Origin of the sequence: Campylobacter concisus (genome assembly GCF_003048535.1) — a bacterium.
Lineage (GTDB): Bacteria > Campylobacterota > Campylobacteria > Campylobacterales > Campylobacteraceae > Campylobacter_A > Campylobacter_A concisus_S.
In genome coordinates, this window is the sequence record NZ_PIRQ01000002.1 from 198266 (window position 1) to 222502 (window position 24237).

Genomic DNA, 24237 nt, shown 5'->3' on the forward strand with positions numbered 1-24237 from the left:
TTACCACAAGTGATAGATAGTATTTTTTATTTTGCCATTTACTAGCTCGTTTTTACGCCAAGAGCTCTCGTCATTCATCACGTTCCAGCGACGCTCTTCAGGACGATAAAACCAGTCCTTGTCTATCTGATAGTAAATTTGCTTGCCATTTGTTTCAATGATATTTGCGATATTGTTATCGTGGTAGCTATTTTCATCATAGTCAGTAAAAGCTCGCTGTCCCATCTCAGAGTAAAGTAGCGTTAGCTCTTGAAGCATTTCATTTAGGTCATCATCCATCTTTTTTACATGAAGGCCGATCTCGTGCGCCTCTCTAAAGAGGATTGGATATTCGTGAGCTGGGTAGTCGCCATTTAGCCTTTCAGAAATTTCTGCGATCTTTTTATCATCATCGATGTGGTACCTAAGAAGCTCAGTACAAATCTTAAGCGATAACGAGCTAGCACGGTCAACCGCACCAAAGACTAGCGGATGAATATACTCATAAAGCGAGTTATAAGGGTTTGTGTCGTTTGGCCTATCTTTATCTTGCTCTTTCCAAAGCTTGACCACACGACTAAGTTCGTCCATCGAAACGCTCACAAGCTCATTGCCTTTGTTTGTCGGACTAAGCTCGTGTTTGAGCGAGGTATCAACAGGCGTTAGATAGGCAAGTGGCCCCATAACTATCTCATTTGCACCAAGCGCCATCATAGTAGCAGCTGAGGCACAGTTTGCAGGTATTAAGGCTATTAAATTTTTGCAGTAATTTCTAAGCGTAGTAATGATCCTAAGAGCGGCAATACCACTTCCGCCGTCACTTTTTATAAAAAGATAAGCAGTATCTATCTTTTTACCCTTTAAAATTTCATACATAGCACTTGCATCGTTGCCGCAAACGCTACCAGCGTTTGAATTATAGTAAGTTATCAAAGTAGCGTTTAGTCTTTTTTCGATTGTTTTTATTAAATTTTGTGTCTTACTAAAAAGTACTGGCGGCTTTGCTACGCCTCGTTTTTCAACTTGTTCTGCTTCCTTTTGCTCATTTTCAGCCTCAGCGACCTTGCCCTTTTTCAAAGCCATTTTTTTAATCCTCTTTTCTAACGATTTTTGCAAACTCATTTAGATAAATTTCTCTTATCTCGTCCATGTTCTCATCAATATCATTTAGTTTAAATCTTCTGCCGCCACTAACGCCGATCTTTTCAAATTTGACACCAAATTTAGCAGCAAGCGCTTCAAATTTAGCCTCGTCTTTTACGCCCACAACTGCTCTTGAAAAGCTTTCATCAAAGATAAAATTTGACTCTTTAAATTTCGCCTCGCAGTTTATGCCGATGTTTGAGATGCTAGCCATTTTTGCTAGTGTAATAGCAAGACCGCCAACGCCTACGCTATTTGCAAACTCTAAAATTTGCTCTTTATTTGCTTCGATCACTAGGTCCCAAAGAGCTCGCTCAGCTTTATAATCAACCTCTTTTAGCTTGCCGCCGACCACATCAAATAGAGCCTTTGCGTAAAGTGAAGCTGCAAATTCTCCACTTGTCTCACCAAGTAGGTAAATCGCCCTACCCTCGCTTAAAAATGTGCTTTTTAGATTTAAGTTTGCATCCTCATTTACACCAACTGTGACGATGGCTGGAGTCGGATAGACGCTCACGCCGTCAGTGTCGTTATAAAGGCTCACGTTGCCGCTAACGACTGGTGTATTTAGCTCACGGCAAGCCTCTTTTATGCCTTCACATCCCTCTTTGAACTGCCACATAACCTCTGGATTTTGCGGATTACCGTAGTTTAGGCAGTCAGTAATTGCAAGTGGCACAGCACCACTCATCGCGACCTTTCTACCAGCTGCAGCGACAGCTCTTGCAGCACCAATTTTAGGATCAACGAAATTTGCTCTAGGATCGCACTGCGCAGCCATAGAGACGGCCTTTTTAGTGCCTTTTACTCTGATACTTGCAGCGCCTAAGTGACCTGGCTGTTTTATCGTATTTGTCTGGATATTTGCGTCGTATTGATCGTAGATGAAGCTTTTATTCAGCACTTCTGGCTCTTTTAAAAGCTTGAAAAATGCAGTTTTGTTATCAATATTGTTTGGAATTTTTAAATTTGCTATCTCATCAAGGTATTTTGGACGTGCGACTGGACGATCAAGCACCGGAGCTGCCTCGCTAAGTGGGCCGATAGGGATTTCGCCTGCAAGCTCACCGTGCCAGTAAAGCTGCATCACGCCGCTACTTGTGACCTCACCGATGATCTCAGCATCAAGGTCCCACTTTCTAAAAATTTCAAGCACCTTTTGCTCATAGCCTTTTTTGGCGCATATTAGCATACGCTCTTGAGACTCGCTTAGCATTAGCTCATAAGGCGTCATACCAACTTCGCGCATCGGCACGCGCTCTAAATACATCTTCATACCGCTACCGCTTCTGCCAGCCATCTCAAAGCTAGAGCTTGTAAGTCCTGCTGCGCCCATGTCTTGGATGCCGATGATGTAGTCTTTTTTAAAAAGCTCCAAGCAAGCTTCCATGAGCAGTTTCTCAGCAAATGGGTCGCCTACTTGCACCGTTGGGCGAAGTGATTTATTTTCGTCGTTAAAGCTATCGCTAGCCATCACAGCGCCGCCAAGTCCGTCCCTGCCAGTCTTTGAACCCACGTAAATGACTGGATTGCCCACACCTTCAGCCTTGCCGTAGAAAATTTCATCACTTTTGCAAAGCCCAAGTGCAAAGGCATTAATTAGGATATTGCCATTAAAGCTAGGATCAAACGTAGTTTCGCCGCCAACTGTTGGAATACCCATGCAGTTGCCGTAGTGTCCGATACCAGCCACGCTTCCTTTTAGTAAATATCTATGCTTTTTGGCTATCTCGCCATCGCCTCTTATCTCGCCAAAACGAAGTGAGTTCATGTTTGCAACGACTCTTGCACCCATCGTAAAGACATCTCTTAAAATTCCACCAACGCCGGTTGCAGCGCCTTGAAATGGCTCGATAAAGCTTGGATGGTTGTGACTCTCCATCTTAAATACAGCTGCGATCCCATCGCCAACGTCGATGACACCAGCATTTTCACCAGGTCCTTGAATAACCCAAGGTGCTTTTGTCGGAAAGCCGTTTAGGTATTTTTTACTTGATTTGTAGCTGCAGTGCTCGCTCCACATCGCGGAAAATATCCCAAGCTCGAGCAAATTGGGCTCCCTGCCTAGGATTTTAAGTATATTTTCGTATTCGTCGTCGCTGATTTTGTGCGCTTTTACGGTAGCTTTGTCCATTTTTAGCCTTTAAAAAATTTTGGTTGATTTTACTTAAATTTGCATAAAAAGATGATAAACCAAAGGAGCGAAAACAGAACAAATTTGACGAATAAAATAAGAGTCTAAACTTCATATAGCAAGCTAAAATGTTATATTTGTAGTTATTGATTCGGCTATAAATTCAACCGAAAAATTAGCATTTTTGCGGTACGGGTCTTGGTGAACGGCTCAAATTTTAGACAAATGCCAAATTTGAACTAGCTGTGGAAAATAAAAATTTAAGCATACTAGAACCCTAAATTTGACGCAAGAAAGTCCGATACTCCGTCAAATTCAGCAGGCGATTACCCGCCGCAAATGCCTACTTGCTCGGCATGCTATCGTAGCAAAGTATGTTTAGCAGGATGCGTCCTTGCTTTTTGAGGTCTTGCTCGATGACGTCTTGTCTAAATTTAGCAGAGGTCGCCTGCTCTTTAGTCTGGGCTAACTTGCTGCCGGGCAGGTGAAATTTAAAGTCTAAATTTTTTATCTCAAAGCCCTTGTTTCCGACTATCTTCGCGTCGATCACGGTAGCGAAAAACTCGTCAGACGCGCCCACATAGTAGTTCGTCACGCTTCTAGCGCTTATAGGTTCGCCGCCAAAAAACGCCTTACAAACGGGAGATTTTTGCGCACTATAAACCACGCTCTCAAGGATCCCGCCGCCAAATTCGTAAAACTTAAATTTCTTTGAGTTTTGTAGCTTTTTTATCTCGTCTTTATCGCTCAAATCTACATTTCTACCGCTATCTAGATCAATCACTATCAGGGTTTTTACGCCGTCGCCGCTTGCATAAACCCAGCCTAGATTTTGGCTCGCCGAGTCGCTCTCGCCAGGCGATTTCACCTCGGCCCCACCCTTATAGTCGCCGAATTTTTCCTCTTTTTTGCCGCCGCTCATCTCGTAGACCGTAGTCTCGGTTATAAATCCGATCTGCTGTATGCTAGCGTCGTTTTCCATATATGTACGCCACGCTCTCTCGCCGCCCATCTCGCCTGTAATGGCCGCGCAACCGCTAAACGCTAATGCCATAGCAGCCGCTGCCGCCGTCTTAAAAATCATCGTATTTTTCATTTTTATCCTCCTTGCTTCTCGCTCAAAGAGCAAATTTGATTAAGCCTCGGCTCATACCCGCGCAACTCGTTTTGGATTTTTTCCTCAAATTTAGGCGTTTTTTCGGCTACTTCTCGCGGACTGTCTGGATTTGTAAAATTTTCTATATGAGATTTTAAAAGTAGCGCGCCGCCTTTGGACGAAATTTTTGCCTGCGTTATAACGGCCGTAAAATACCGTTTTTCTAAATTTTGCGTATCATAGTAGCTAGATACGGATTTCACGCTAACGTCGCCGCCTTTTTTAAATGCCTCGCAAACCGAAATCGGCGCCTCAAAAACCGCTACCGTCGTCAAATTTGAGCTAAATTCATAAAATTTGATCCGCCGAGCGTCCCAAAGCTCGGTCACGCTCGCTTCGTCCTTTAGATCAAACTCCGCCTCGGTATCGGCATCTTTTAGCATAAACGCTCTATCTCCGCTTTTATGGACGGCCCCGAGCCTAAAAGGCAGCCTGCTGCCCTCTTTTTTAGTAAGAGCAAAGCCTGTAGTCTCGCCGTCTTCAGGCTGAGTACGAAAATCGCGCGAGAAAAACGCCGTCAAAAAGGCGACCTCCCTAACGGTACCATCAGTACCCAGATATCTCGTCCAGCCATCCTCCGGAACGTCGATATTTGAGACGTCGCGCTCGGCTTTGTTTGCGCTGCTAGTAATGCTCGCGCAACCGCTAAATGCCAAGGCTGCGACGGCTGCTAGAAATAATTTTTTCATCTCGCGCTCGCGTTTAAATTTGATAAAAAAGATCAGTTTTTAGGAGCGGCGCAAACGATGTTTGATAGGATTCGCTCCTGTTTTTTAGCGTCGGCGTCTATGACTTTACTCCTAAATTCCACAGATCGAGCCCGCGTCTGAGTGCTGGCCAGCTTGCCGTCGCTAACGAAAAATTTAAAGTCTAGATTTTTGATCTCGGCGCTTTTGCCCTTTTTCACTCCGATATCCATCAAAGTCGCGAAAAACTCGCTATTGTCGGCGCTTTCTTTATCGTAATAATTAGTCACCGCACGAGCTTTTACCGCCTTACCCGCCGCAAAACTCTCGCACACCGCACCCGAGTCCGAGCTAAAAACCACGCTCTCTAATATGCCGCCGCCAAACTGATAAAATTTGACCTTTCTAGCCCCTCTTAGAGTCGTAAGCTCGTTTTTATCGCGCATATTTATGTACTGGTAACCGAATTGCTCTTTATCGTTAAGCTCCAAAACTATAAAAGAAGTTCCGTTTTGCGCGTACATATCGCCCAGTTTCAGCGCCATATCGGCCCTTTTTACGATCGCCATACCGATGACGTCACCGTCTTTTAGCGCGTAAGTTTTGCTTAAATTTTCCGAGTAAAACGCGATATTGCCGAGGTTGCCGTCGTTTTCAAAATACTTACTCCACTTTGGTTCGGATGAGTCCGTACCCGTTAGTTTATCTTGCAAAGGCGCGCAACCGCTAAATAACGCCGCCAAAGCGACGACTGATAGAATTTTTTTCATTGTTTTCTCCTTTAAGATAAATTCGCTCACTTGCCCAGGCAAAAGCTGCTAAACATTTCGTCTAAAATTTCGCTTCTTTCAAACGGCTTCGTGATTGACGAGATTTGCTCTATCGCCGCATTTAGCTCATAAGCAAAAAGCTCGAGCTCAGACTCGACAAGCAAATTTAACGCTCTTTTTAAAGCTTCACTCGCCTCTTTGCAGCTTAAAATTTGGCGGTTTGAGCTTAGCATGATCTCGTCGGTGTCTTGCGTCTTGAGATATTCCTCGAGCTTTTTTAAAACTACACTCGTATCATTTTTTGCTGAAATTTTGATAGCACCCTCTAGCTCTATGTCAAATTTAAACGCCAGATCGCTTTTGTTTAAGATAAAAAAGGCTTTTTTGTTTGAGCTAGAAACGAGCCTAATTATCTCTTTATCTTGCTCGTCGCTTAGATTTGAGCCATCAAAAACAGCTAGGATTATGTCAGCTTCGTTTATAGCAGAAATAGAATAGTTTATACCGATTTGCTCGATCTTCCCAGCATCTTTTCTGATGCCAGCGGTATCTATTATACGAACTAGATGTGAGCCGATCTTGAAATTTTCTTCTATCCTGTCCCTAGTAGTGCCCGCTTCGTCGCTAACGATCGCCCTCTCGTATGCCAAAAATGAGTTTAAGATAGAGCTTTTGCCAACATTTGGCTTACCAACGATAGCGATCTTAAAGCCATCTATCAGTCCTCTTCTTTGCTCGCTAAGAGTTGCTATGCGCTCTAGTTTCTCGCTATTTTTTAAAAGCATCTGCTTGGTCTGCTCTAGTAAATTTGTAGGCAGATCATCATCAGCATAATCAATCATCGTCTCAACAAAGGCAAGAGTTTTGACCACTTCGCTTCTGATCTCACTAACAAATCTACTAAGATCGCCTTGCATCTGGCGGGTTAAAATTTTAGCAGCGATCTCGCTTTTTGAAGCGATGAGCCCTTGCATAGCCTCAGCCTTGGCTAGATCCATCTTGCCATTTAAAAATGCCCGCTTGCTAAACTCGCCTGGCATAGCAAGCCTTGCGCCAGCCTTTATTAGCTCGTTTAAAATTCTCTCGCTAACCATAACGCCGCCATGAGTTTGAAACTCGACGATATCCTCGCCAGTAAAGCTTGCAGGAGCTTTAAAATATATAACGATGCCCTCGTCTAAAATTTCATCATCAAGGGAGTAAATTTTAGCTAGTTTTGCGTATCTTGGCTCTAAATTTGAAAGTTTAAGGAGTTTTAAAGAGGTGGCCAGAGCGTCCTTGCCGCTAAGCCTTACGATAGAAACTGAGCCGATGCCATAAGCTGTGGCAAGGGCTGCAATGGTTTCACTCATTTTTTGAAAAAGTCATTTACAACGACAAATTTGCCGTCATTGCCGCTTTTTATGCCGACATATTTATCTGGAAATTTCTCGCGAAGTTTCTCAAGTGCGATCTTGACCAAAACCCCATCAAGTGGCTTTGTTTGAGCTCTGCCACTATTTTGCACACGCTCGATCACGCCATTTAGATATTGATCCATCATCGCTTCTTGATTTTGCAAAAATTGCGCGATTTCAAGGCGGATAGCAAGGTTGTATTTTGAGTTTAGCCAGTTATAAAGCATATAAGATATCGCTTTATATCTATAACCTTCTTTACCTATAAGTAGAGCCGCATCAGCTCCATCAAGCTCTACAAGCACCGTTTCATCGTCAAATTTGCTAACTTCAATTTTACTAATATCAAAACAACTTGCCTTAAAAAGACGGTTCATGCCCTCTTTGATCTCAGGTAAAATTTTATCAAAGTCGATTGTTGCTTTTTCTTTTTTTTCTTTTTGTAAAGCTTGAGCCGCACTCTCTTCATCAGTTTGATTAAAATTTTCAATAATAGAATTATCTAAAATATTTTTAGGAGCATTTTTACCAGCTTGTGACCCTTTTATTTCTTTTGGCTCATCAAGTCTCTTTATCACATATCCTGGTTCAGCTTCTTCTTCACTCTTTTGAGCAAACGCATCTTTAGCTAGAGCTTCATTTTTTTCACTTAAATTTGACTTTTCATTTTTATGTTCTTTTTGCTCAAATTTAGTTTCGCTTTTTTCATCTCTATGTTTTTTAGGGCCTCGCTTTTTATCACTATGATCGTGTTTTTTAGCTTGCTTTTTATCTTCTTTTATAGCCTCGTTCTCATCATTTTTTTTAACAAAATTTTTATCATTTTTTGGCTTGTGTTGTGGTTTTGGCTGATTTTCTAAATTTGCTTCAATGATTGCACTTCTTTTAAAAAATCCAAAAAAACCACTGCTTGGATGCTGTAAAACTTTTATATCAAGCTGAGTTACTGAGCAGTTAAGCTGCTCAGCTGCCTTTTGAAATGCCTCTTGAAGGGTATTCGCTTCTATTTTCATTAAGCCTTTACCTCCGTAGCTTTTTTATGTTTTTCAAAAAGTTTATTTACAAATACTTGCTGAACAACCGAGCAAACGTTATTCACAAACCAGTAAAGTGTAAGACCAGCTGGGAATGTCACGAAGAAAAATGTAAATATAAGAGGTAAAAATTTCATCACCTTTTCTTGCATAGGATCAGTAAATGTCGTTGGTGTAAGCTTTTGCTGTAAAAACATCGTTAGACCCATCAAAATAGGTAATACAAAATATGGATCCATTACCGAAAGATCGTGTATCCAAACTATCCAAGGAGCACCTTTTAGCTCGATTGCATTTAGTAAAACGCGGTAGATTGCAAAAAATACTGGAATTTGAAGCAAGATCGGCAAGCAGCCACCCATCGGATTTGCACCATGCTTTTTATAAAGCTCCATCATATGAACTTGCATTTTTTGCTTATCATCTTTATATTTTGTCTGAAGTTCTTTTACCTTTGGAGCAAGCTCTTTAAGCTTGTTCATGGATAACATACCCTTATATGTAAGTGGGAATAAAACTATCCTTATAACAAGCGTTAGCACAACTATCGCCCAACCCCAGTTGCCAATGTAGTCATGTAAGAAATTCAAAAATGCAAACATCGGTTTTGCTATAAATGTAAACCAGCCATACTCAATAACATCATTTAGTCTCTCATCCATTGAGCTTAAAATTTTATGCTCTTTTGGCCCGATATATGCACCTAATTTTAAATTATCATTTGCCTTTACAAAAAGAATAGGATTATTACTAGCATCTTTGTCTACGGCTACTTCAAATGGCTTTTCAAATGAGTAAAATAGAGTTGTATAGTATCTATCAGATGCGGCCGCTATTGTGGTATTTGCATAGTTTTTAACCTCTTTAGCGTCACCATCTTCTATGATGTTTAGGCTATCATCCGTGTTTCTAAGCATCACGCCGTGAACCGTATAGCTATCTACTGCGATGTTTGGCCTAAAGCCAGGAGTGATGAAATAATCAACACTTTTACTTAAATTTACTTCAACTTCATATCTACCATTTGGGTAAAATTTGATATTTTTTGTAATCGTAACGCCATCTAAAATTTGAGTAAGTTTTATAGTTTTAGGCTCGCTGCTGGCATCTATCTCACTAGCGTCACTACTATATGCAACCTTAAAAGCATCGGCATTTAGCGTGTTATCGTTAAATCTAAGCTCAAGTGGCAATGGATTTTGCGAAACAAGCTCGATTTTGTTACCATCTTCTGCTTTGTACTTATCTTCAGTTAGATAGAATTTTGAAATTCTTCCTAGCTTATCTATTTTTGCTTCGTAGCTTTGACCTTTGATCGTAGTGATTATCTCATTTGAAGCTAAATTTTCATTTGATTTTGGTGTATTTTGATTTATATTTGGAGCTTTATTTTGATCTATTGTTTGAGACATTATAGTTTGGTTTTGTTCAGGCATCACTCTTTTTGGCATAAAAAAATCATACACTATAAAAAAAACAATAGATAAAAGTGCTGCAAGAAGCAACCTTTTTTGCATAGACATCTGTTCCATTTTAATTTTTTTCCTTTAATTTATCTAATACTTTTACGACATAAAATTTACTATTCTGACAAGGGACAAACCAAAAATTTATATTTTTGGTATCACTTTTTTGAGATATAAAACATAAGTTAAATTTTTTGTAGATGATTGGGTAATTGATACCGCCTTTGAAAAGTTGATTGCATCTTAAAATTCGCATAAATGTTGCAAAAAAAGCAGAAAAAAAACTATTTGTTTGAAATTCCCAAATCGCGTATTGTGAACAAGTCGGGTAATAGCGACAGCTTTTTGGTAGAAGTATGGAAATATATTTTTGATAAAAAGCGATAGCTTTAATCGCAATTTTTTTCATTTTAAACATCCCATTTTTTTTGTAGACCAACTTAAATTTTTACAAATTTTTTCAAATGAAATCTCTGTAATTCCATTTTTTGCGATCATAATATATGTGCCATCTTTTAATTCACTAGAAATGTTAAAAAAAGCGGCTCTCAAAAGTCTTTTTGCTCTATTTCTAACTACCGCTTTTCCTACTTTTTTACTAGCAACTACTGCTATTTTTTTTTCATTTGTTGGTTTATAAAAAATAATGCAAGCATCACAATGCCACTTGCTAGCCTCTTTATAAACTTGAGAGAATTCTTTTGAGCCGCTTAACGACTCAAAACCAGCTAAGCAGCCAATCTTTTTCTACCTTTGGCACGTCTAGCGTTTATTACCTTTCGTCCATTTTTAGTTTTCATTCTTAAGCGAAAGCCGTGAGTGCGTTTTTTAGGGGTTTTATGAGGTTGATAAGTCCTTTTCATTTCTATCCTTAAAGTTAATGTAAAAAGTGGGATTTTATCAAAGCAATACTTAAATTCCTTTGAATGACTTAGCTTAAAAAGCCATAACTCAAACTTTAAGCAAATCAAGTTATAATCCAAAAATGAATTTTAATAAAGACAATAGGCTTTTAAAAAAATTATTTTTCTTAAAACTAATTGGTTATAAGTTTATTGATAAAAATTTTCTTAGTCTAAGCAATTATCATGATTACAACAATATTGATGAGCTAAACCGCGAAGTAAAAAAATGTTCTCTTTGTTCTTTGCGAAACAGCTCAAAAGGCGTAACAGCCGGTATCGGCAATGAAAATAGCAAAATCATGTTTATATTATTTTCTAAAAAAAATGATTCTTATGAAAATAACAGTAAAAAATTTTTAGAAAATGCCATAAAAAATAGTTTAAATTTAGATATAAAAGAAATTTATATAAGTTCTCTACTTCGGTGTGAAATTTCACAAAATGATGATAAAAGTCCGATTTTAAGCCGTTCTATTGAACTTTGTCGTCCTTATTTGTTTGAAGAGATTAGGCTGATAAAGCCAAAGATAATCGTGACTTTAGGAGAGAAAGCCTTTATGCATTTATATCCAAATTTATTGCTAAAAGGCGGATTTGCAAGCATAAGAGGTAGTATTTTAAAAAATGAAAATAGCCTTATTTTGCCAACGTTTTCGCCAGAGTGGATCAGCAAAAATCCTAGTTTTGAAAATATTTTTATAGATGATTTAAGAAAGATCAAAGGAGTGATATGAGAAAAATTTTACTTTTTTTAGCCATTTTTTCGACTATTTTTGCATCGCAAGATGAGATAAATTTTGAGAGTAATGTTACAAAAAACCAAAGTCTATCAAGCATACCTCCAGCAAAGATTACTTATATAAATTTAGAACCAGAATTTTGTGATAATGCCTGCCTAAATGAGCTTATCAAGGCTGATTTACTGGCTAGTTTTATGGCTAGATTTGAGCCAGCAAAAATAGACGATAACACTCTTTTGGAGCTTTATATCTCTCTTGGCGGTGAAGCTATTTTAAAAGTTAATAAAAGCGGCAAAATCGCTGTAATCATCCCACAAAAGATTATAAAATCTTATGCAAATGTTGTATCAAATGCGGTCTTAAGCTATGTCTTAAAGCAAGACGCAGATATTGAGATCAAATTTATAAATAGCAACGATGAAAGCCCACAAAGTCTTACAAATGCTATGCAAACGGCTAGAGCCCAAGGCTTTAATTATTTTATCGCAGCCCTTACATCAAATGGTGCAAACATTATAAATTCGCTAGTTCTATCAAATGAGCTTATCTACATTCCAAGCGTTCATAGCTCCTTTATCATAAATCCAAAGCCAAATTTGATCTTTGGTGGCATTGATTATAAAGAGCAAATTTCAGCTTTGCTAGCTTACTCGAACGAAAAAATAGTTGCATTTGATGATGGTAGTTCATTAGGGCAAAAGCTAAATGAATATGTCCGCATGCAAAGTAGCGATTATCATGAAGCCTCTATTGTAGGCAAAGATATAAATTTAAACGACACTTTAAGTAAAAAATCCAAGTTTGATAATGCAAGTATATTTTTAAACATCCCAATCGTCAAAACTTCTCTTGTAGCAACGCAGATGAGAGGCTTTGAAATAAAGCCATACGCACTTTTAAGCACGCAGATAAATTTTTTACCAAATATCTTTAATGCCATCGCGCAAAGAGATAGACAAAATCTTTTCATCGCAAACTCACTAAATCCTATTAACGACTTATTTTTGGGGCTTGGTGATCTTTTTGATGTAGATTTTAGATATTCGCAAATCGGCTATTCAAGTGCTTTTGGTGCCGAGTATATATATACAAATTTTATAGATAAAAGTGCTGATAGAATTTTTACCGAAAGAGTTGAAAACTCTCAAGTCTTATATGGAGTTAAAATTTATAACGCAAAAGGCGACTACTTTGACGAAGCAAATCAAGATATTTTGCTCGATCAAAATAGCTCAATGTAAAAGCACAAAGTGGCTAAAGTTAAATTTTTAAACTTAGCCACGATCTAAAATTTAGAATTCTCCAAAAATTTCTTTATCTCGTCATTTATCTTAGCAAGCTTCTCTTCTTTCATAAAGGCTAACGTAATCGTCGCTCTAAAAAGTAGCTTTTCGGCATTTTTGTCATCAAATTTATAAATTTCTTGCTCCAAAACAAGACTAGCTTTTTTAAGCTCTAAAATTTTGGTTCTAACAAATACTTCATCGCCAAGTACAGCAGAAGCTATAAATTTAGCCTCTAGCGACGAAACTACAAAGTATCCGTTCTCTTTTGTAAAATTTAATCCAGCCTTAAAAAATGCTTCACTTCTGGCTCGCTCGCAAAATTTTATGTAGTTTGTATGGTAGACTATGCCACCAGCATCAGTATCTTCGTAGTAGATTCGTATTTTCATTACATTTAATCTCCGGATTCAAAATTTACTGTAAGCTCAATTATTCTTGTAAGCTTTTTTATTTCTTTAACAATTGATAACTTTGAGATAAATTTCATTTTTTCATACCTTCTAATCTCTAAAGATAGCCTTGGAAAAATTTTGCTCATCAAAGTTTCATTTGCCTGAAAATAAAATTTTCTTTTCATTTTGTCCCTATTTAATACAATATAAAATACTCTTTCATTATTGCCATCAAAACTATCGTTATCAAAATATATTCTACAATCTGCTACGTTTGTTTCAAAAAAAAGCTCATCAGGGAATTCGTCTTTGCTTATAAGATTTATCAAGGCTCCTTTGTCATTTGTAGCAAATAAAAAAGTATTTATTTCTGGAATTACATTATGGAAAAAATATTTATTTAACAATTCATTGTGCACATCAATGTATGCTTTACCTTGAGTTAAATAGCTTTGAATATCTACTTTTACTTCATTAAAGTCGCAATCGTTTTGTTCTATAGTATCAACTATATTGTTTATTGTTTGCAACATATTATTTAAGATAGGCAGCCTAGAGTGAGATACTATATTTATACCTTGTGCCCAAGCTAAATTAACAGCCTCTTTGTCAAAGTCGCTTGCAGAGAATATTACAGGGACATCCAAAAATCTATACTTATTGTCTTTTTGAGAGGATATGTAGTTTTCAGATATATCTTTATATGCTCCTATATATTCTCTAATAAAAGATTTATCTACTTTTTTATCCCAAAATTTACACTCCGCTAGTAGCCTTATCGGAAAAACAAAGGGTATATTTCTGGAGTAAATTCCCACAAAATCAATTTGATGATTAGTTCCTCTGCCTTTTATCTCTCCATTTTTAGTTACTATGTTGCCATTTAAAATACCAGGGCAACCTTTTCCACATTTTACAAATCCATTTTGTTGTAACCAATATGAAATAAAAATTTCATATAGATATCCACGCATTTGACCTTTTGTCATACTATAACTCTTGTGCTGTTTTTTTGCAACAATCATAACACCTTATTCTTTAATTTATTTTTTTGTGTTTTAATAAAGATTTATTTACCTATTTATTACCTCTATACTATATGTTAATGGCTTCAAATTTATTTGATTTCTTTAAAAAACATACATCGTTTAACTTTAAACAAATTCTCATAATTAATACAATTATTAGCACACATTTAGTTTTTTATAAAAAGCTATTACATTAGAAAATTTATAAATTTTAAGTCAAAATAATAGGAAGTCCCAAAACGCAACGAACAAATTTGTCTTTTAAAAAATGAATTTATCCCTTGCGCGTCTTTCTCGTCGGCAGACCACACTTGGCGCCGCGAGTTATCATCAAGGATTGATCGTAAAATAAAATAAGCACCACCGAAACGCCTACGCCTAGCGCTAGCGAGACCGTAGTAGTCGTGATCGCGTTATCGAAAAATATAATTAGATATTCGTTTTTCTTAGCGATATTAGGCTCGTTTAGAAACGAAAATAGCGCCAAAATGCCCTTATACGCGTAAACTCCGGGCACCATCGGCAAAAGCGCCGGAAACGCGATGATCTCGGCGGGCACTTTGAGCCGTTTGGCAAAGAGCATACCTAAAATCCCGCTTAAAAACGAGACGATAAGCGTGGCGACGCTGATGTTAAAAAATCCCATCTGCATGATCCAAAAGCGGCTAGCGTGCGCAAATGCCGCAAGCAGCGCGCAATATGCGAGGGTTCTTTTAGGCGGAGAGCTAGCGTAGGCAAAGCCAAGCCCCGCCACCGCGGCAAAAGCGCCGTCTATAAGAGTCGCGGTCAAAAGCTCAAACATGTAAAATCTCCGCGTTGCTAAGCGAGAGCGTAATATAGACGCCCACCGCGATGCAAAGTATCAAGATACCCGTACTCACGGCTCTGCTGATGCCTACAAGCGTGTTGTCGTTTAGGATATCAAAGACCGAGTTTATGAGAAAAACGCCCGGCATCAAAAAGAGTATCGACGAGCCGATCGCGACGTCGCTAGTGTGCGTAAAGCCGTAAAATACGCCAAGATAAGCGATAAAAGAGACGACGAACGAGACCAAAACGTATTGGATTTTTAAATTTACGCCCATTTTAGCAAGCGCGAATTTAAGGCTATATCCAACAAGCGTCGCGAAAAATACGCATACGACCGAGCCCGCATCTCCGCCAAAAAGCCTGCAAAACGCCGCATTTGCAAGGCTTATTAAAATAAGCGAGCTTGCAAATTTATTCGCCCCGATGCGCATGACGCCCTCAAACTGCTCTTTAGCCTCGTCTAAGCTTAAATTTTCATCCAAAATCCGCCAGCTAAGCGACGAAAGCTCGGAAATGCGATTAAAGCTCACATGACCAAACGGGATCTTTTTTACGTAAGTTCGGCGCAGGGAGTTGTCGGCCGAGTCCATGACGCTAATCGTAAAATACTTCACAAAAATCGTCACGCTAACGTCGTAGCCGTAGTGTTTAGCTATGCGATCTACGCACTTTTCTACGCGTGCGGTGTAGGTACCAGCGCTCACCATCGCACTCGTGTATTCGGCTAGAAAATTTGTTAAGACTTGAATATCAGGCTTTGAGTTCATTTTGACTAATCTTAAATTTCACAAAAAATAAAATGATTTGCAAAACAAGCATGATTTTCATCACATATTCACTCGCACTATGCATTTTGGCAAATTCAGCCGTCTGTGTCGCGTCAACACCCAAATTTTGAGCGTAAACTATAAAAGGCGTAAAGAAAAATACAAAGCTCAAAGCTAAAGCCAAATTTAAAAAAGCAAGCATTAACATGCTAAATTTTAGTGAAAAAATAAGCTTTTTTCTAAGATCAAATAGCTCGCTAATCATTATAACTATGCTTATAAAAAGCAAAATATAATTAAATTTCAAAAATATCTTTGTCATCATTTGACCGCTCATAAAATGCGTAAGTACGCCATCTCCTATGATGCTTTGTGGGAAAAATATGACTGGCGCCACCAAGATACCAAGCGTTAGCTCAGCTCCTATAAGTACTGCCAAAAGCAAAAAATAAACTCCTCTCAAATTCTCTCCTTTATATTTTTAACTTCGCGCTAAAGCCTCTATCAAAGCCAGCCAAATCTTTGTAAAAACTATACTCAAAACCATTGGCCTCTAAGAATTTTTGCATACTTGCTTTTTGATCGTACCCCATCTCACAAGCAACGTTTTTGATATTACGATCTTTGGCTATGAGAATAATATCTTTTAAAATTTCATCTCCTACTTCGCCTCCAAAGAGCGCACTTTCTGGCTCATTTAGTACAAATTTACTAAGTTTATAGCTTCTTGCAATATATGGCGGATTTGAAACCAAAATATCAATATCTTCTAAAATTTCATCCACATAAGAGCAGTTTAAAAATTTGATCCTCCCGCCTACATCAAATTTATCTGCATTTTTTTTTGCAAGTATCAAAGCTTTTTCATTGATATCTGTCGCTACAATATTTGCCTTTGTTTTTAGAGCCAGCATGATACTAATAATGCCGCTTCCTATGCCTATTTCTGCGATCTTTGGTTCATTATATTCGCGTGAAATTTCTATTACTTTATCCACTAAAATTTCTGTTTCAGGTCTTGGGATCAGCACTCCGCTTTCCACGTAAAAATCAAGCCCATAAAAGCTAGCTTTACCAGTTATATATTCAAGAGGCTCATAGTTTTCATACCTTTTAACTAGAGCAAAATAGCTGCTCTCATCAAATTCATTTTTTTGATTTAAAAATATCCATTCAATGCTTACATCAAGATAGTTCATAAGCAAAATTTTAGCCACTCTGCTTGGATTTTGACAAAGTGAGCTTAGCCTTAAACTAGCCTCTTTAAGAGCCTCTTCAATTTTCATTTTCTAGCTCATTTATACGCTCAAAAAGGCTTGGGTGCGAATGATAAACGAACGCATAGAGAGGATGAGCCTTTGGAAAGGCCTTGTTTTCGGAGCCTAGCTTTTTTAGCGCGCTTATCATGTCGGCTTTGTTTGAGACCTCGCCAGCGAATCTATCGGCGCCAAATTCGTTCGCGCGGCTAAAATACGAGCTCACCGGCGAAAATAAAAATCCGAAAATCGGCGAGAAAAGCAGTAAAAATACGATCGTTCCGCCGCCTCCGCTATGAAGCCCAAGCGCTTGATACGCCGCGTCAGGGATATTGCCGAATATCAAAAACATCGCAAAAAGCATAACCGCGCTTAGAGCGATCATTTTTAGGATATCTTTGTGCTTAAAGTGTCCCAGCTCGTGCCCCAAAACGGCGATTATCTCATCTAAACTTAGTTTTTTAACGAGCGTGTCGAAAAGCACCACGCGTTTAGTCGCGCCAAGGCCACCGAAATAGGCGTTTAAGCGGTTGTCGCGCTTGCTGGCGTCTATCGTGAAAACGCCGCTACTTTTAAACCCGCACTGCGCTAAAAGCCCTTCTATACGGCTTTTTAGCTCACCCTCTTCTAGCGGTTGCATTTTGTTAAAGATAGGCGCGATGAGCGTCGGGTAGATGAGATTTATAACAAGCGCGACGGCAAAGCTAAGCAAAAACGCCCAAAACCACCAAAAATCGCCCAAAAATCTAATGCAAAGCAGCACCAGCCACACAAACAGCGTGCCAAACACTAGCGTTAGCGCGAGCGTTTTAAGCAGGTCAAGCGCGAAAATTTTAGGCGTAACGTTTGAAAAGCCGAGCTTTTTATCTTTGACAAAGGTTTCGTAGATGTTTAGCGGCAGTTCTAACAGCGACGAAACGAGCAAAAATACCATAACCATAAAGACGTTATCGCCTATATCTCCCGTTTTATAGGCATGCCCCGATATCGCGCCAAGCCCCCAGCACGCCCACATCATAAATATCGCGGCGTGATAAAGTAGGCCTGCTATCTCAAATTTTTGATTAGTTATTGCTGCGGCAGCGGCGGTTTCATACTCCCCCTGCTCTAGCACGACAGCTGGCTTTTTGGCCTCTGCGCGTATAAAATTTATCTGCAAAATCGCCAAAATCGCCTTTGCGGCGACGTAAAAAAAGTAAATACCGAGTAAAAAATAAAACATATTTTTACGCCCTATTTTAAAAAATTATCGTAAAACGAGCTGATAAAAAGCACCAAAATGATAAACGGCACGACGAATTTAATATACCAAAACCAGACATTTATTAGTTTTGCATGTTTTTCACTACCTTGCAAAATTTCTTTTTTTGCATCGTCTTTTAGCACCCAACCTACGAATATTGCACAACCAAATGAAGTAAATACAAAAAATATCGTTGCGCTTATTGCATCATATGCATCAAAAATATTCTTACCAAAAATACTTACATGACTTAGTATATTTGTGGCCATCAGCGAAGGTAAATTTCCTAAAATAAATATACCGCCAAGGACTAAAAATATTGCCTTTTTGCGTTTTATCTTAAATTTTTCTTGAAGTGTCGTGATTATTACTTCATATATTGGTAGTGATGTCGTAAGTGCAGCGATCATTAATAGTGTAAAAAACGCAACCGCGAAAAAACCACCAAATGGCATGTGAGAAAAAACGATTGGCAAACTCTTAAACACAAGGCTTGGGCCGCTATCTGGCGATACGCCATAGCTAAAAAGAGAAGGGAATATCATAAAGCCTGCAAGCACAGCGATTACCGTATTTAAAATGCCTGTAATGATAGAAATTTTAACCAAACCCTCATCCTTTTTCACAAAGCTAGAAAGCGTGATCATCACACCAAACCCAAGTGAAAGCGCAAAAAAGACTTGCCCCAAAACATCAACGAAAAGCTTTAAGTTTATCTTTGAAAAATTAGGCGTTAAGTAAAATTTTACGCCTTCTATTGCACCATCAAGTGTGATATTTTTAGCAATCATAATAAGCATTAAAATAAAAAGTAGTGGCATTAAAAATTTCGCTGATCGCTCGATACCACCGACCGCACCCTGCACCAAAATAGCGTAATTAACCAGCACAAAAACAAGAGTCGCAAAGCTGATAGCAAGTGGATTGCTTACGATATTTTGCTCATAAAACGCACTTGTCTCCTCAAAACTAACCACATGCGAGAGATCAAGCAAACCAAATGAAATTTGGGCAATGTAGTTTAACACCCAGCCACCAATAACCATGTAGTAAGCCATAATGCCAAATGCACCAACAAGCCCCATCCAGCCAACGATCTGCCACTTTTTGCTGATCTTTTTGCCATTTATCGATCCACCAAAGGCATCCACAGCGTTGCATTTTAGGCGTCTGCCGATCGCGTTTTCGGCTAAAATCATCGGTATGCCGATCACGATCATAGCGATGCAAAACACGAGTACATAGGCACCGCCGCCGTTTTGCCCGACTAGATACGGAAAACGCCACGTCGCACCAAAGCCGACCGTAGCTCCTGCAACAGCTAAAATGTATGTGAGCCTTGAACTCCAAGATTTTCTATCCATCTTTTTGCCTTTGTGAAAAATAGGGATTATATAAAAAAATTGATTAAATTTTGCTAGCAATAAGCGGTGTTAGGATGCAAGCTCAGTTTTTTTGTTAATTCTAAGAATTTTTACGAATAATTTTTCTTTCACGTTTTGTTTTTATTGACAATTTTAGACAACTGCTTAAAAATAAATTTATTAGTGCAAAACACCAAATTCTACATATCCCTCCATCGCAATGAACAATATCCAGCCCTCCTTGGGACCACAAAAATAGTGATGCTCTGGGATATTTTCAACTATAAATTTTAAAAAATCGTAAAAATACTTAGGCGCAAATTTAACCTCTATATTTGTTAAGTTGTCGCCGATGTAGCTTATATCACCACTTAAAATTTTACTTTTGATACTTGGATTTGAGCTGAGAAATTTTTTAATGTCGGCAAATTTTTTATATTCAGCCGTTTTGTAATCTTTTAAATTTTGCAAAACTGGTTTTGAGCCGATAAAGGTCAAATTTTGTTCTATAAACTCCACTCCATCATTACTCACGCACCAATTTTCACCAAATTTTGACAAAAAAGCGAGCACCTCATCGTCAGCTGAGATTAAATTTGAAACTAAATTTTTCTGGCTCATTTGCCTCCTTTTTTGTAAAATTTAGTAAACTGCCCATAATCCTTTAAAAACAAAGAACACATAAAAATTAATGATTAAATTTAGGATTAAGGATAATTTTTTATTGCTAATTCGCACATAAAACCGGTTCGGGTTTTAGCTTCACGCTTGGAGCTGTTTTGCTAAAGCTTATGAGATCCTCTGTCGTTTGAATACTAAAAGGTAGGCGTGTGAGGCAGACTTTAAAAATTTCAGCTGCCGCTATTGCGTCATTTAACGCTCTGTGGTGGGTGTTGTTTATGCCAAGAAGCTCTTTTAGCGAGCCAAGTCCGTATTTTTGCGAAGCAATAGTGCGGCGACTAAGATCGATGGTACAAAGCTTTCTATTTAGCAACACGCCAAGGCCGATCTCATTTAGGCTATGAGAGATAAATCCGTAGTCAAAATTTACGTTGTGCGCGATAAAGACGCTAGTTCCAAGAAAAATTTTGAACCGCTCAAGCACATTTAGTAAATTTGGAGCACCAACTAGATCGCTCGCCTTTATGCCGGTTAGCTCGGTGATATTTTCAGGCACCTCATTAGCTGCCACAAAGCTTTCAAAACGCCCTATCTCAACGCCATTTTTCATTTTGATTGCACCGATTTCAATGATCTGTCCGCTCGTCGTACCGCCAGTCGTTTCGATATCAACCACGCAAAATTCCTGCTCGCCAATATCTCTAAATCTCGTGCCAAGCTCGATCTCATTCTCTTCATTTCTAGTGATGTCAAGCCCAAGAGTTCGCCACATATCAAGATCGCGCACGTCAATGAGTGATGAAATTTCTTCAATATCGCTAAATCTTAAAATAAACTCATGGTAGCCTAAATTTTGCTTGGCTAAAATTTCTATGCTATTTTCTAAACGCTGTTTTTTTGGTTTCAAAACTCAAGCTTTATTGCGCGAATGGCTTGTTCGTAAGAATTTGATGAGAAGATGTAGTTACCAGCTACCAAGATATCAGCTCCGGCCTCTTCAAGATCAGGCGCATTTAGTCCGTTTACACCACCGTCTACTTCGATCAAACACTTAGCGTTTTTTCGTTCTATCAGCTCTCGTAGTGCCCTTGTTTTTTCAAGCACAACTGGCATAAATTTCTGACCGCCGAAGCCAGGATTTACGCTCATCAAAAGCACCATATCGACTTCATCAATAATATGCTCGATCGCACTAACTGGCGTATGTGGATTTAGCACGACGCCAGGACTTACACCATTTTTTCTAATGTGATCGATGAGCCTTAATGGATGCTTCTCTTCTTCAATGTGAAAGGTTAGAAATTTTGGCTTTAACGGCAAGAAAAGATCAGCAAAAAACGAGTTATTTTCAACCATTAAATGAATATCGAGTGGCTTTGTGGCTGCTTTTGCAACGGCATTTACTACAACTGGCCCGATAGTTAAATTTGGCACAAAATGCCCATCCATAACATCAACATGCACCAGATCGCACCCAGCCTCGCAAATGGCTCTTATCTCAGCTGCCAAATTTCCAAAATCAGCCGATAAAATACTAGGTGCAACGTACATTTTTTTCTCCTTATTTAGTTACAAATATAAAGCCAATTTCGTCATCTTTTGCATCTAGCCTATTCATAATACCTATACTATTGTGATCGAAAAAAACATCATCGGATAAAATTTTAGGCAAGCTAACTTTTACTTTTATGCCTTTTTGCCAAAGATGAGTCAAAAATTTATCTGTAATGATACTAAAAATTTGAGAATATCCACTTAAACAATCATTTGAATCATTGCCTTCAGGCATAAAAATAGAGCAAATTTTATCTAACTTATCTTTTTTTACTCCAAATAGCACTCTTGCGTAAATATCACCATAATACTGAACACAAATACGCAAGTAATCGCACTCATCCTCTATGTCAAGCGCACTAACTTTGGTATCAACACACAAAATTTCTTCTTCTGCTAACTGTGAGATAATTTTGCTCGCGATTTGCGTCACATAAGATGAAATTTGAGCCACACTCTTGTTGATATCTACTGGCTCTGCATCAAAGTCTCTTTTTTTAAGATAAAAAATAGTGTCATCTTTGTAAAAGTCATTTAAATTTTTATAGATAAATATATTTGCATCTTTAAGGTATGTTACTAATTCAATAGATAAATTTGATTCGTTTATGCCACAAAGCGAAATAAATGCACCTGATATTTTGCTAATGTTAGCAAGTTTGATTAGAAATTTTGCGCCTCTTATATTTAAAGCACCAGAAATATTTACCCATAAAATAAAAAATTTATATCCGATTTTTAGCATAATGTCATGAGCTGACATATCAAAATCTTCAATAAAATCTGAATCCATAAAACTTTTTATGGCATAAACAACGACACCATCTTTTATAAAAGTATCTATCTGATTTTGTCTTAATCTCACATGATTTAGCTGCGACACTGCATAACTATATAAATTCTTTTTTTTATTAAACTCGGTCGCATCTCTAGCCTCAACCACATTAAATGAGCGATTTTTGAGATAATTAGCTAAATAGTGCTTGTACTGCTCAGTTGAGTTATAAATGAATACTTTGTCATTTGCGTTGTTTAGAAATTTATTTAAAAATAAGCTTGCGATATTTTCACTTTCAAACATTGAAATATTTAAAATATTCTTAACTGTTTTCATCATCAATTCATAAAAAATTTCATTGTAATCACAAATCGCAAATACTACGCCAAGCTTTTGCGCTTCTTCGCTTAAATTTTCAATTACTCTACCAAGCCAAATAGGACTAAAAAATGTAACATTTTTTAGTGAGAGCAGTATAGCGCTGATATCACGCGATGAAATTTGGTTTATATATTTTTCACTTAATTTTAATGGAACATTCTCTGCTTCCAAAAAACCAAAAGGCCTTATAATAGCCATAGAACCATTAAAAGTTAATTTCATTTTTGTAGAGCTTTTTTAATAAATATAATGGTTTGCATCTCTGGATAAACATTGATGTCTAAAATTTTATCAACTCCAAAATCATAAAATTCAGGCCTACTGGACTCATAAGAGAGCAAAATCTCAAAAAAACAAAACATCTCTTTATCAATCTTGCTTAATGATTGTTTGTTCATATTCATTGCTTTTAAAAAAATATCCAAAATATTAAAGCCATATTTTTTTTGCAAAATTTTATTATAGCTTACGTCAGAATACGAAATAACGTCTGACATACAAGATGGAAATTTCGAAAATAAATTCTCACACACTATAATACAGGCAATAGAATACGGAGCAAGTGATAAATAGCTGTATCGTTTTTCTTTAAAAGAATTTAATACTTTTAGCCAATCTGATAAAATTTTAGCATTAAGCTCGATCAAATCAACGATTTTAAAATTAAATACCTTATAAATTTTTGGGGATTTTAAAAATATAAAATAAGAAAGCACTATCGCTCTAAAAGTATCAATGCCAAGCATATTTGCTATTACTACCAAATCATTACCATCATAAGGAATATCAAATTTTGCACGCTTAAAAATGGAGCTAAAATAAGTTTTAAAAGACGCTATATTTTGTAAAGTAGTAACCGCCTCAATTACATTACCAGCTAACAAAAAGTGCTCGACCTTTTCAAAAAGAGTTGGCATCTGTAAAACAAAATCAACATTTTTTTCGATCAACTCTTTACTAAGCATTTTGTATCACTCAAGATTTCTAAATATTTTTGCTATTTATAATTATAGGCAAAGGCGTTATTTTATCTAGATTATTAATAAAAATCAATTCTTTTAAAAAAGAATCTATTTAAGCATTACTTTTGTTTGTTTTAGATAAAATCAGCAGAAATTTTTGTTTATAAGGAAAAAAAATGTCAAAAAGATGTGCGATAACAGGCAAAGGACCGATGATAGGCAACAATGTGAGCCACGCTAACAATAAAACCAAAAGAAGATTCTTGCCAAATCTTAGAACGATTCGTGTTACACTAGAAGATGGTACTACAAGAAAGATAAAAGTTGCTGCTTCTACTCTAAGAACGATGAAGAAACAATCAAACTAAGAATATAAAATGAAGAG

General features: G+C 37.6%; 27 protein-coding genes. 3 read left to right on the top strand and 24 right to left on the bottom strand.

What is annotated here, in order from left to right; translation table 11 throughout:
• From CVS93_RS02770 to rpmH, 11 genes are all read right to left on the bottom strand, one after another.
• Complete coding sequence (locus CVS93_RS02770; protein WP_107686494.1) at positions 1 to 1062, bottom strand: SDH family Clp fold serine proteinase; 1062 nt, start codon at positions 1060 to 1062, stop codon at positions 1 to 3.
• Positions 1063 to 1066: 4 nt separating this feature from the next.
• Entirely contained in the window at positions 1067 to 3256 is a 2190-nt protein-coding gene (purL, locus tag CVS93_RS02775; RefSeq protein ID WP_107686495.1) for a phosphoribosylformylglycinamidine synthase subunit PurL, read from the bottom strand.
• 343 nt (positions 3257 to 3599) lie between these two features.
• Positions 3600 to 4352, bottom strand: a complete 753-nt coding sequence (locus CVS93_RS02780) for a hypothetical protein (RefSeq protein WP_107686496.1) — start codon at positions 4350 to 4352, stop codon at positions 3600 to 3602.
• A 2-nt stretch (positions 4353 to 4354) separates the two neighbouring features.
• Positions 4355 to 5101 (bottom strand): hypothetical protein, encoded by a 747-nt coding sequence (locus tag CVS93_RS02785; protein WP_107686497.1) that lies wholly within the window; start codon positions 5099 to 5101, stop codon positions 4355 to 4357.
• Positions 5102 to 5133: 32 nt separating this feature from the next.
• Positions 5134 to 5868: a hypothetical protein gene (locus CVS93_RS02790; RefSeq protein ID WP_107686498.1), complete on the bottom strand. Its 735-nt coding sequence runs from the start codon at positions 5866 to 5868 to the stop codon at positions 5134 to 5136.
• 26 nt (positions 5869 to 5894) lie between these two features.
• Positions 5895 to 7220, bottom strand: coding sequence for a tRNA uridine-5-carboxymethylaminomethyl(34) synthesis GTPase MnmE (gene mnmE / locus CVS93_RS02795; RefSeq protein WP_087576890.1), 1326 nt, complete (start codon positions 7218 to 7220; stop codon positions 5895 to 5897).
• The gene (locus CVS93_RS02800) at positions 7217 to 8278 is read right to left on the bottom strand and encodes a Jag N-terminal domain-containing protein (protein WP_087576889.1); all 1062 of its coding nucleotides are present in this window, start codon (positions 8276 to 8278) and stop codon (positions 7217 to 7219) included. Before CVS93_RS02800 ends, mnmE begins: the two co-directional genes overlap by 4 nt.
• On the bottom strand, positions 8278 to 9831 hold the full coding sequence (gene yidC / locus CVS93_RS02805; protein ID WP_107686499.1) for a membrane protein insertase YidC: 1554 nt from the start codon (positions 9829 to 9831) through the stop codon (positions 8278 to 8280). The genes CVS93_RS02800 and yidC overlap by 1 nt, the downstream gene beginning before the upstream one ends.
• A gap of 1 nt (position 9832) precedes the next feature.
• A complete protein-coding gene (gene yidD / locus CVS93_RS02810) occupies positions 9833 to 10174 on the bottom strand; it encodes a membrane protein insertion efficiency factor YidD (protein WP_107686500.1) in 342 nt (113 codons plus the stop codon).
• Complete coding sequence (gene rnpA, locus CVS93_RS02815; protein ID WP_080658720.1) at positions 10171 to 10506, bottom strand: ribonuclease P protein component; 336 nt, start codon at positions 10504 to 10506, stop codon at positions 10171 to 10173. The genes yidD and rnpA overlap by 4 nt, the downstream gene beginning before the upstream one ends.
• Positions 10494 to 10628 carry a 50S ribosomal protein L34 gene (gene rpmH / locus CVS93_RS02820; RefSeq protein WP_002940373.1) on the bottom strand — a complete coding sequence of 45 codons (135 nt, stop codon included), beginning with the start codon at positions 10626 to 10628 and terminating at the stop codon, positions 10494 to 10496. Before rpmH ends, rnpA begins: the two co-directional genes overlap by 13 nt.
• Before the next feature lie 122 nt (positions 10629 to 10750).
• Between rpmH and CVS93_RS02825 the strand changes: the two genes are divergently transcribed.
• Both CVS93_RS02825 and CVS93_RS02830 read left to right on the top strand, forming a co-directional pair.
• On the top strand, positions 10751 to 11404 hold the full coding sequence (locus CVS93_RS02825) for a uracil-DNA glycosylase family protein (RefSeq protein WP_087579924.1): 654 nt from the start codon (positions 10751 to 10753) through the stop codon (positions 11402 to 11404).
• Positions 11401 to 12651 carry a hypothetical protein gene (locus tag CVS93_RS02830; protein ID WP_107686501.1) on the top strand — a complete coding sequence of 417 codons (1251 nt, stop codon included), beginning with the start codon at positions 11401 to 11403 and terminating at the stop codon, positions 12649 to 12651. Before CVS93_RS02825 ends, CVS93_RS02830 begins: the two co-directional genes overlap by 4 nt.
• Positions 12652 to 12695: 44 nt before the next feature.
• Here the strand turns inward: CVS93_RS02830 and CVS93_RS02835 are convergent, their stop codons facing one another.
• From CVS93_RS02835 to CVS93_RS02895, 13 genes are all read right to left on the bottom strand, one after another.
• A complete protein-coding gene (locus tag CVS93_RS02835; RefSeq protein WP_107686502.1) occupies positions 12696 to 13085 on the bottom strand; it encodes a YbgC/FadM family acyl-CoA thioesterase in 390 nt (129 codons plus the stop codon).
• 5 nt (positions 13086 to 13090) lie between these two features.
• On the bottom strand, positions 13091 to 14113 hold the full coding sequence (locus CVS93_RS02840) for a hypothetical protein (RefSeq protein ID WP_107686503.1): 1023 nt from the start codon (positions 14111 to 14113) through the stop codon (positions 13091 to 13093).
• A gap of 277 nt (positions 14114 to 14390) precedes the next feature.
• Positions 14391 to 14918, bottom strand: a complete 528-nt coding sequence (locus CVS93_RS02845; protein WP_107686504.1) for a threonine/serine exporter family protein — start codon at positions 14916 to 14918, stop codon at positions 14391 to 14393.
• Positions 14911 to 15693: a threonine/serine ThrE exporter family protein gene (locus CVS93_RS02850; protein WP_107686505.1), complete on the bottom strand. Its 783-nt coding sequence runs from the start codon at positions 15691 to 15693 to the stop codon at positions 14911 to 14913. The genes CVS93_RS02845 and CVS93_RS02850 overlap by 8 nt, the downstream gene beginning before the upstream one ends.
• Positions 15677 to 16156 (bottom strand): DUF4149 domain-containing protein, encoded by a 480-nt coding sequence (locus CVS93_RS02855; RefSeq protein WP_107686506.1) that lies wholly within the window; start codon positions 16154 to 16156, stop codon positions 15677 to 15679. Before CVS93_RS02855 ends, CVS93_RS02850 begins: the two co-directional genes overlap by 17 nt.
• Positions 16157 to 16166: 10 nt before the next feature.
• On the bottom strand, positions 16167 to 16979 hold the full coding sequence (gene prmC / locus CVS93_RS02860) for a peptide chain release factor N(5)-glutamine methyltransferase (RefSeq protein WP_107686507.1): 813 nt from the start codon (positions 16977 to 16979) through the stop codon (positions 16167 to 16169).
• Entirely contained in the window at positions 16969 to 18171 is a 1203-nt protein-coding gene (locus CVS93_RS02865) for a M48 family metallopeptidase (protein WP_107686508.1), read from the bottom strand. The genes prmC and CVS93_RS02865 overlap by 11 nt, the downstream gene beginning before the upstream one ends.
• 11 nt (positions 18172 to 18182) lie before the next feature.
• A complete protein-coding gene (locus tag CVS93_RS02870) occupies positions 18183 to 19556 on the bottom strand; it encodes a sodium-dependent transporter (protein WP_107686509.1) in 1374 nt (457 codons plus the stop codon).
• 180 nt (positions 19557 to 19736) lie between these two features.
• Entirely contained in the window at positions 19737 to 20177 is a 441-nt protein-coding gene (locus tag CVS93_RS02875) for a hypothetical protein (RefSeq protein WP_107686510.1), read from the bottom strand.
• 106 nt (positions 20178 to 20283) lie between these two features.
• On the bottom strand, positions 20284 to 21084 hold the full coding sequence (locus CVS93_RS02880; protein ID WP_107686511.1) for a 3'-5' exonuclease: 801 nt from the start codon (positions 21082 to 21084) through the stop codon (positions 20284 to 20286).
• Positions 21081 to 21728, bottom strand: coding sequence for a ribulose-phosphate 3-epimerase (rpe, locus tag CVS93_RS02885; RefSeq protein WP_107686512.1), 648 nt, complete (start codon positions 21726 to 21728; stop codon positions 21081 to 21083). Before rpe ends, CVS93_RS02880 begins: the two co-directional genes overlap by 4 nt.
• 10 nt (positions 21729 to 21738) lie before the next feature.
• Positions 21739 to 23112, bottom strand: coding sequence for an anti-sigma factor antagonist (locus CVS93_RS02890; RefSeq protein WP_107686513.1), 1374 nt, complete (start codon positions 23110 to 23112; stop codon positions 21739 to 21741).
• The gene (locus CVS93_RS02895; protein ID WP_107686514.1) at positions 23109 to 23855 is read right to left on the bottom strand and encodes a hypothetical protein; all 747 of its coding nucleotides are present in this window, start codon (positions 23853 to 23855) and stop codon (positions 23109 to 23111) included. Before CVS93_RS02895 ends, CVS93_RS02890 begins: the two co-directional genes overlap by 4 nt.
• Before the next feature lie 173 nt (positions 23856 to 24028).
• Between CVS93_RS02895 and rpmB the strand changes: the two genes are divergently transcribed.
• A complete protein-coding gene (gene rpmB / locus CVS93_RS02900) occupies positions 24029 to 24220 on the top strand; it encodes a 50S ribosomal protein L28 (protein WP_021090707.1) in 192 nt (63 codons plus the stop codon).
• Positions 24221 to 24237 lie beyond the last annotated feature (17 nt).

What these genes read in the sequence shown, in the direction of transcription:
- CVS93_RS02770 (WP_107686494.1), bottom strand. Translation starts at nt 1,062, where the DNA reads ATGGCTTTGAAAAAGGGCAAGGTCGCTGAGGCTGAAAATGAGCAAAAG.
- purL (WP_107686495.1), bottom strand. Translation starts at nt 3,256, where the DNA reads ATGGACAAAGCTACCGTAAAAGCGCACAAAATCAGCGACGACGAATAC.
- CVS93_RS02780 (WP_107686496.1), bottom strand. Translation starts at nt 4,352, where the DNA reads ATGAAAAATACGATGATTTTTAAGACGGCGGCAGCGGCTGCTATGGCA.
- CVS93_RS02785 (WP_107686497.1), bottom strand. Translation starts at nt 5,101, where the DNA reads ATGAAAAAATTATTTCTAGCAGCCGTCGCAGCCTTGGCATTTAGCGGT.
- CVS93_RS02790 (WP_107686498.1), bottom strand. Translation starts at nt 5,868, where the DNA reads ATGAAAAAAATTCTATCAGTCGTCGCTTTGGCGGCGTTATTTAGCGGT.
- mnmE (WP_087576890.1), bottom strand. Translation starts at nt 7,220, where the DNA reads ATGAGTGAAACCATTGCAGCCCTTGCCACAGCTTATGGCATCGGCTCA.
- CVS93_RS02800 (WP_087576889.1), bottom strand. Translation starts at nt 8,278, where the DNA reads ATGAAAATAGAAGCGAATACCCTTCAAGAGGCATTTCAAAAGGCAGCT.
- yidC (WP_107686499.1), bottom strand. Translation starts at nt 9,831, where the DNA reads ATGGAACAGATGTCTATGCAAAAAAGGTTGCTTCTTGCAGCACTTTTA.
- yidD (WP_107686500.1), bottom strand. Translation starts at nt 10,174, where the DNA reads ATGAAAAAAATTGCGATTAAAGCTATCGCTTTTTATCAAAAATATATT.
- rpmH (WP_002940373.1), bottom strand. Translation starts at nt 10,628, where the DNA reads ATGAAAAGGACTTATCAACCTCATAAAACCCCTAAAAAACGCACTCAC.
- CVS93_RS02825 (WP_087579924.1), top strand. Translation starts at nt 10,751, where the DNA reads ATGAATTTTAATAAAGACAATAGGCTTTTAAAAAAATTATTTTTCTTA.
- CVS93_RS02830 (WP_107686501.1), top strand. Translation starts at nt 11,401, where the DNA reads ATGAGAAAAATTTTACTTTTTTTAGCCATTTTTTCGACTATTTTTGCA.
- CVS93_RS02835 (WP_107686502.1), bottom strand. Translation starts at nt 13,085, where the DNA reads ATGAAAATACGAATCTACTACGAAGATACTGATGCTGGTGGCATAGTC.
- CVS93_RS02840 (WP_107686503.1), bottom strand. Translation starts at nt 14,113, where the DNA reads ATGATTGTTGCAAAAAAACAGCACAAGAGTTATAGTATGACAAAAGGT.
- CVS93_RS02845 (WP_107686504.1), bottom strand. Translation starts at nt 14,918, where the DNA reads ATGTTTGAGCTTTTGACCGCGACTCTTATAGACGGCGCTTTTGCCGCG.
- CVS93_RS02850 (WP_107686505.1), bottom strand. Translation starts at nt 15,693, where the DNA reads ATGAACTCAAAGCCTGATATTCAAGTCTTAACAAATTTTCTAGCCGAA.
- prmC (WP_107686507.1), bottom strand. Translation starts at nt 16,979, where the DNA reads ATGAAAATTGAAGAGGCTCTTAAAGAGGCTAGTTTAAGGCTAAGCTCA.
- CVS93_RS02865 (WP_107686508.1), bottom strand. Translation starts at nt 18,171, where the DNA reads ATGTTTTATTTTTTACTCGGTATTTACTTTTTTTACGTCGCCGCAAAG.
- CVS93_RS02870 (WP_107686509.1), bottom strand. Translation starts at nt 19,556, where the DNA reads ATGGATAGAAAATCTTGGAGTTCAAGGCTCACATACATTTTAGCTGTT.
- CVS93_RS02875 (WP_107686510.1), bottom strand. Translation starts at nt 20,177, where the DNA reads ATGAGCCAGAAAAATTTAGTTTCAAATTTAATCTCAGCTGACGATGAG.
- rpe (WP_107686512.1), bottom strand. Translation starts at nt 21,728, where the DNA reads ATGTACGTTGCACCTAGTATTTTATCGGCTGATTTTGGAAATTTGGCA.
- CVS93_RS02890 (WP_107686513.1), bottom strand. Translation starts at nt 23,112, where the DNA reads ATGAAATTAACTTTTAATGGTTCTATGGCTATTATAAGGCCTTTTGGT.
- CVS93_RS02895 (WP_107686514.1), bottom strand. Translation starts at nt 23,855, where the DNA reads ATGCTTAGTAAAGAGTTGATCGAAAAAAATGTTGATTTTGTTTTACAG.
- rpmB (WP_021090707.1), top strand. Translation starts at nt 24,029, where the DNA reads ATGTCAAAAAGATGTGCGATAACAGGCAAAGGACCGATGATAGGCAAC.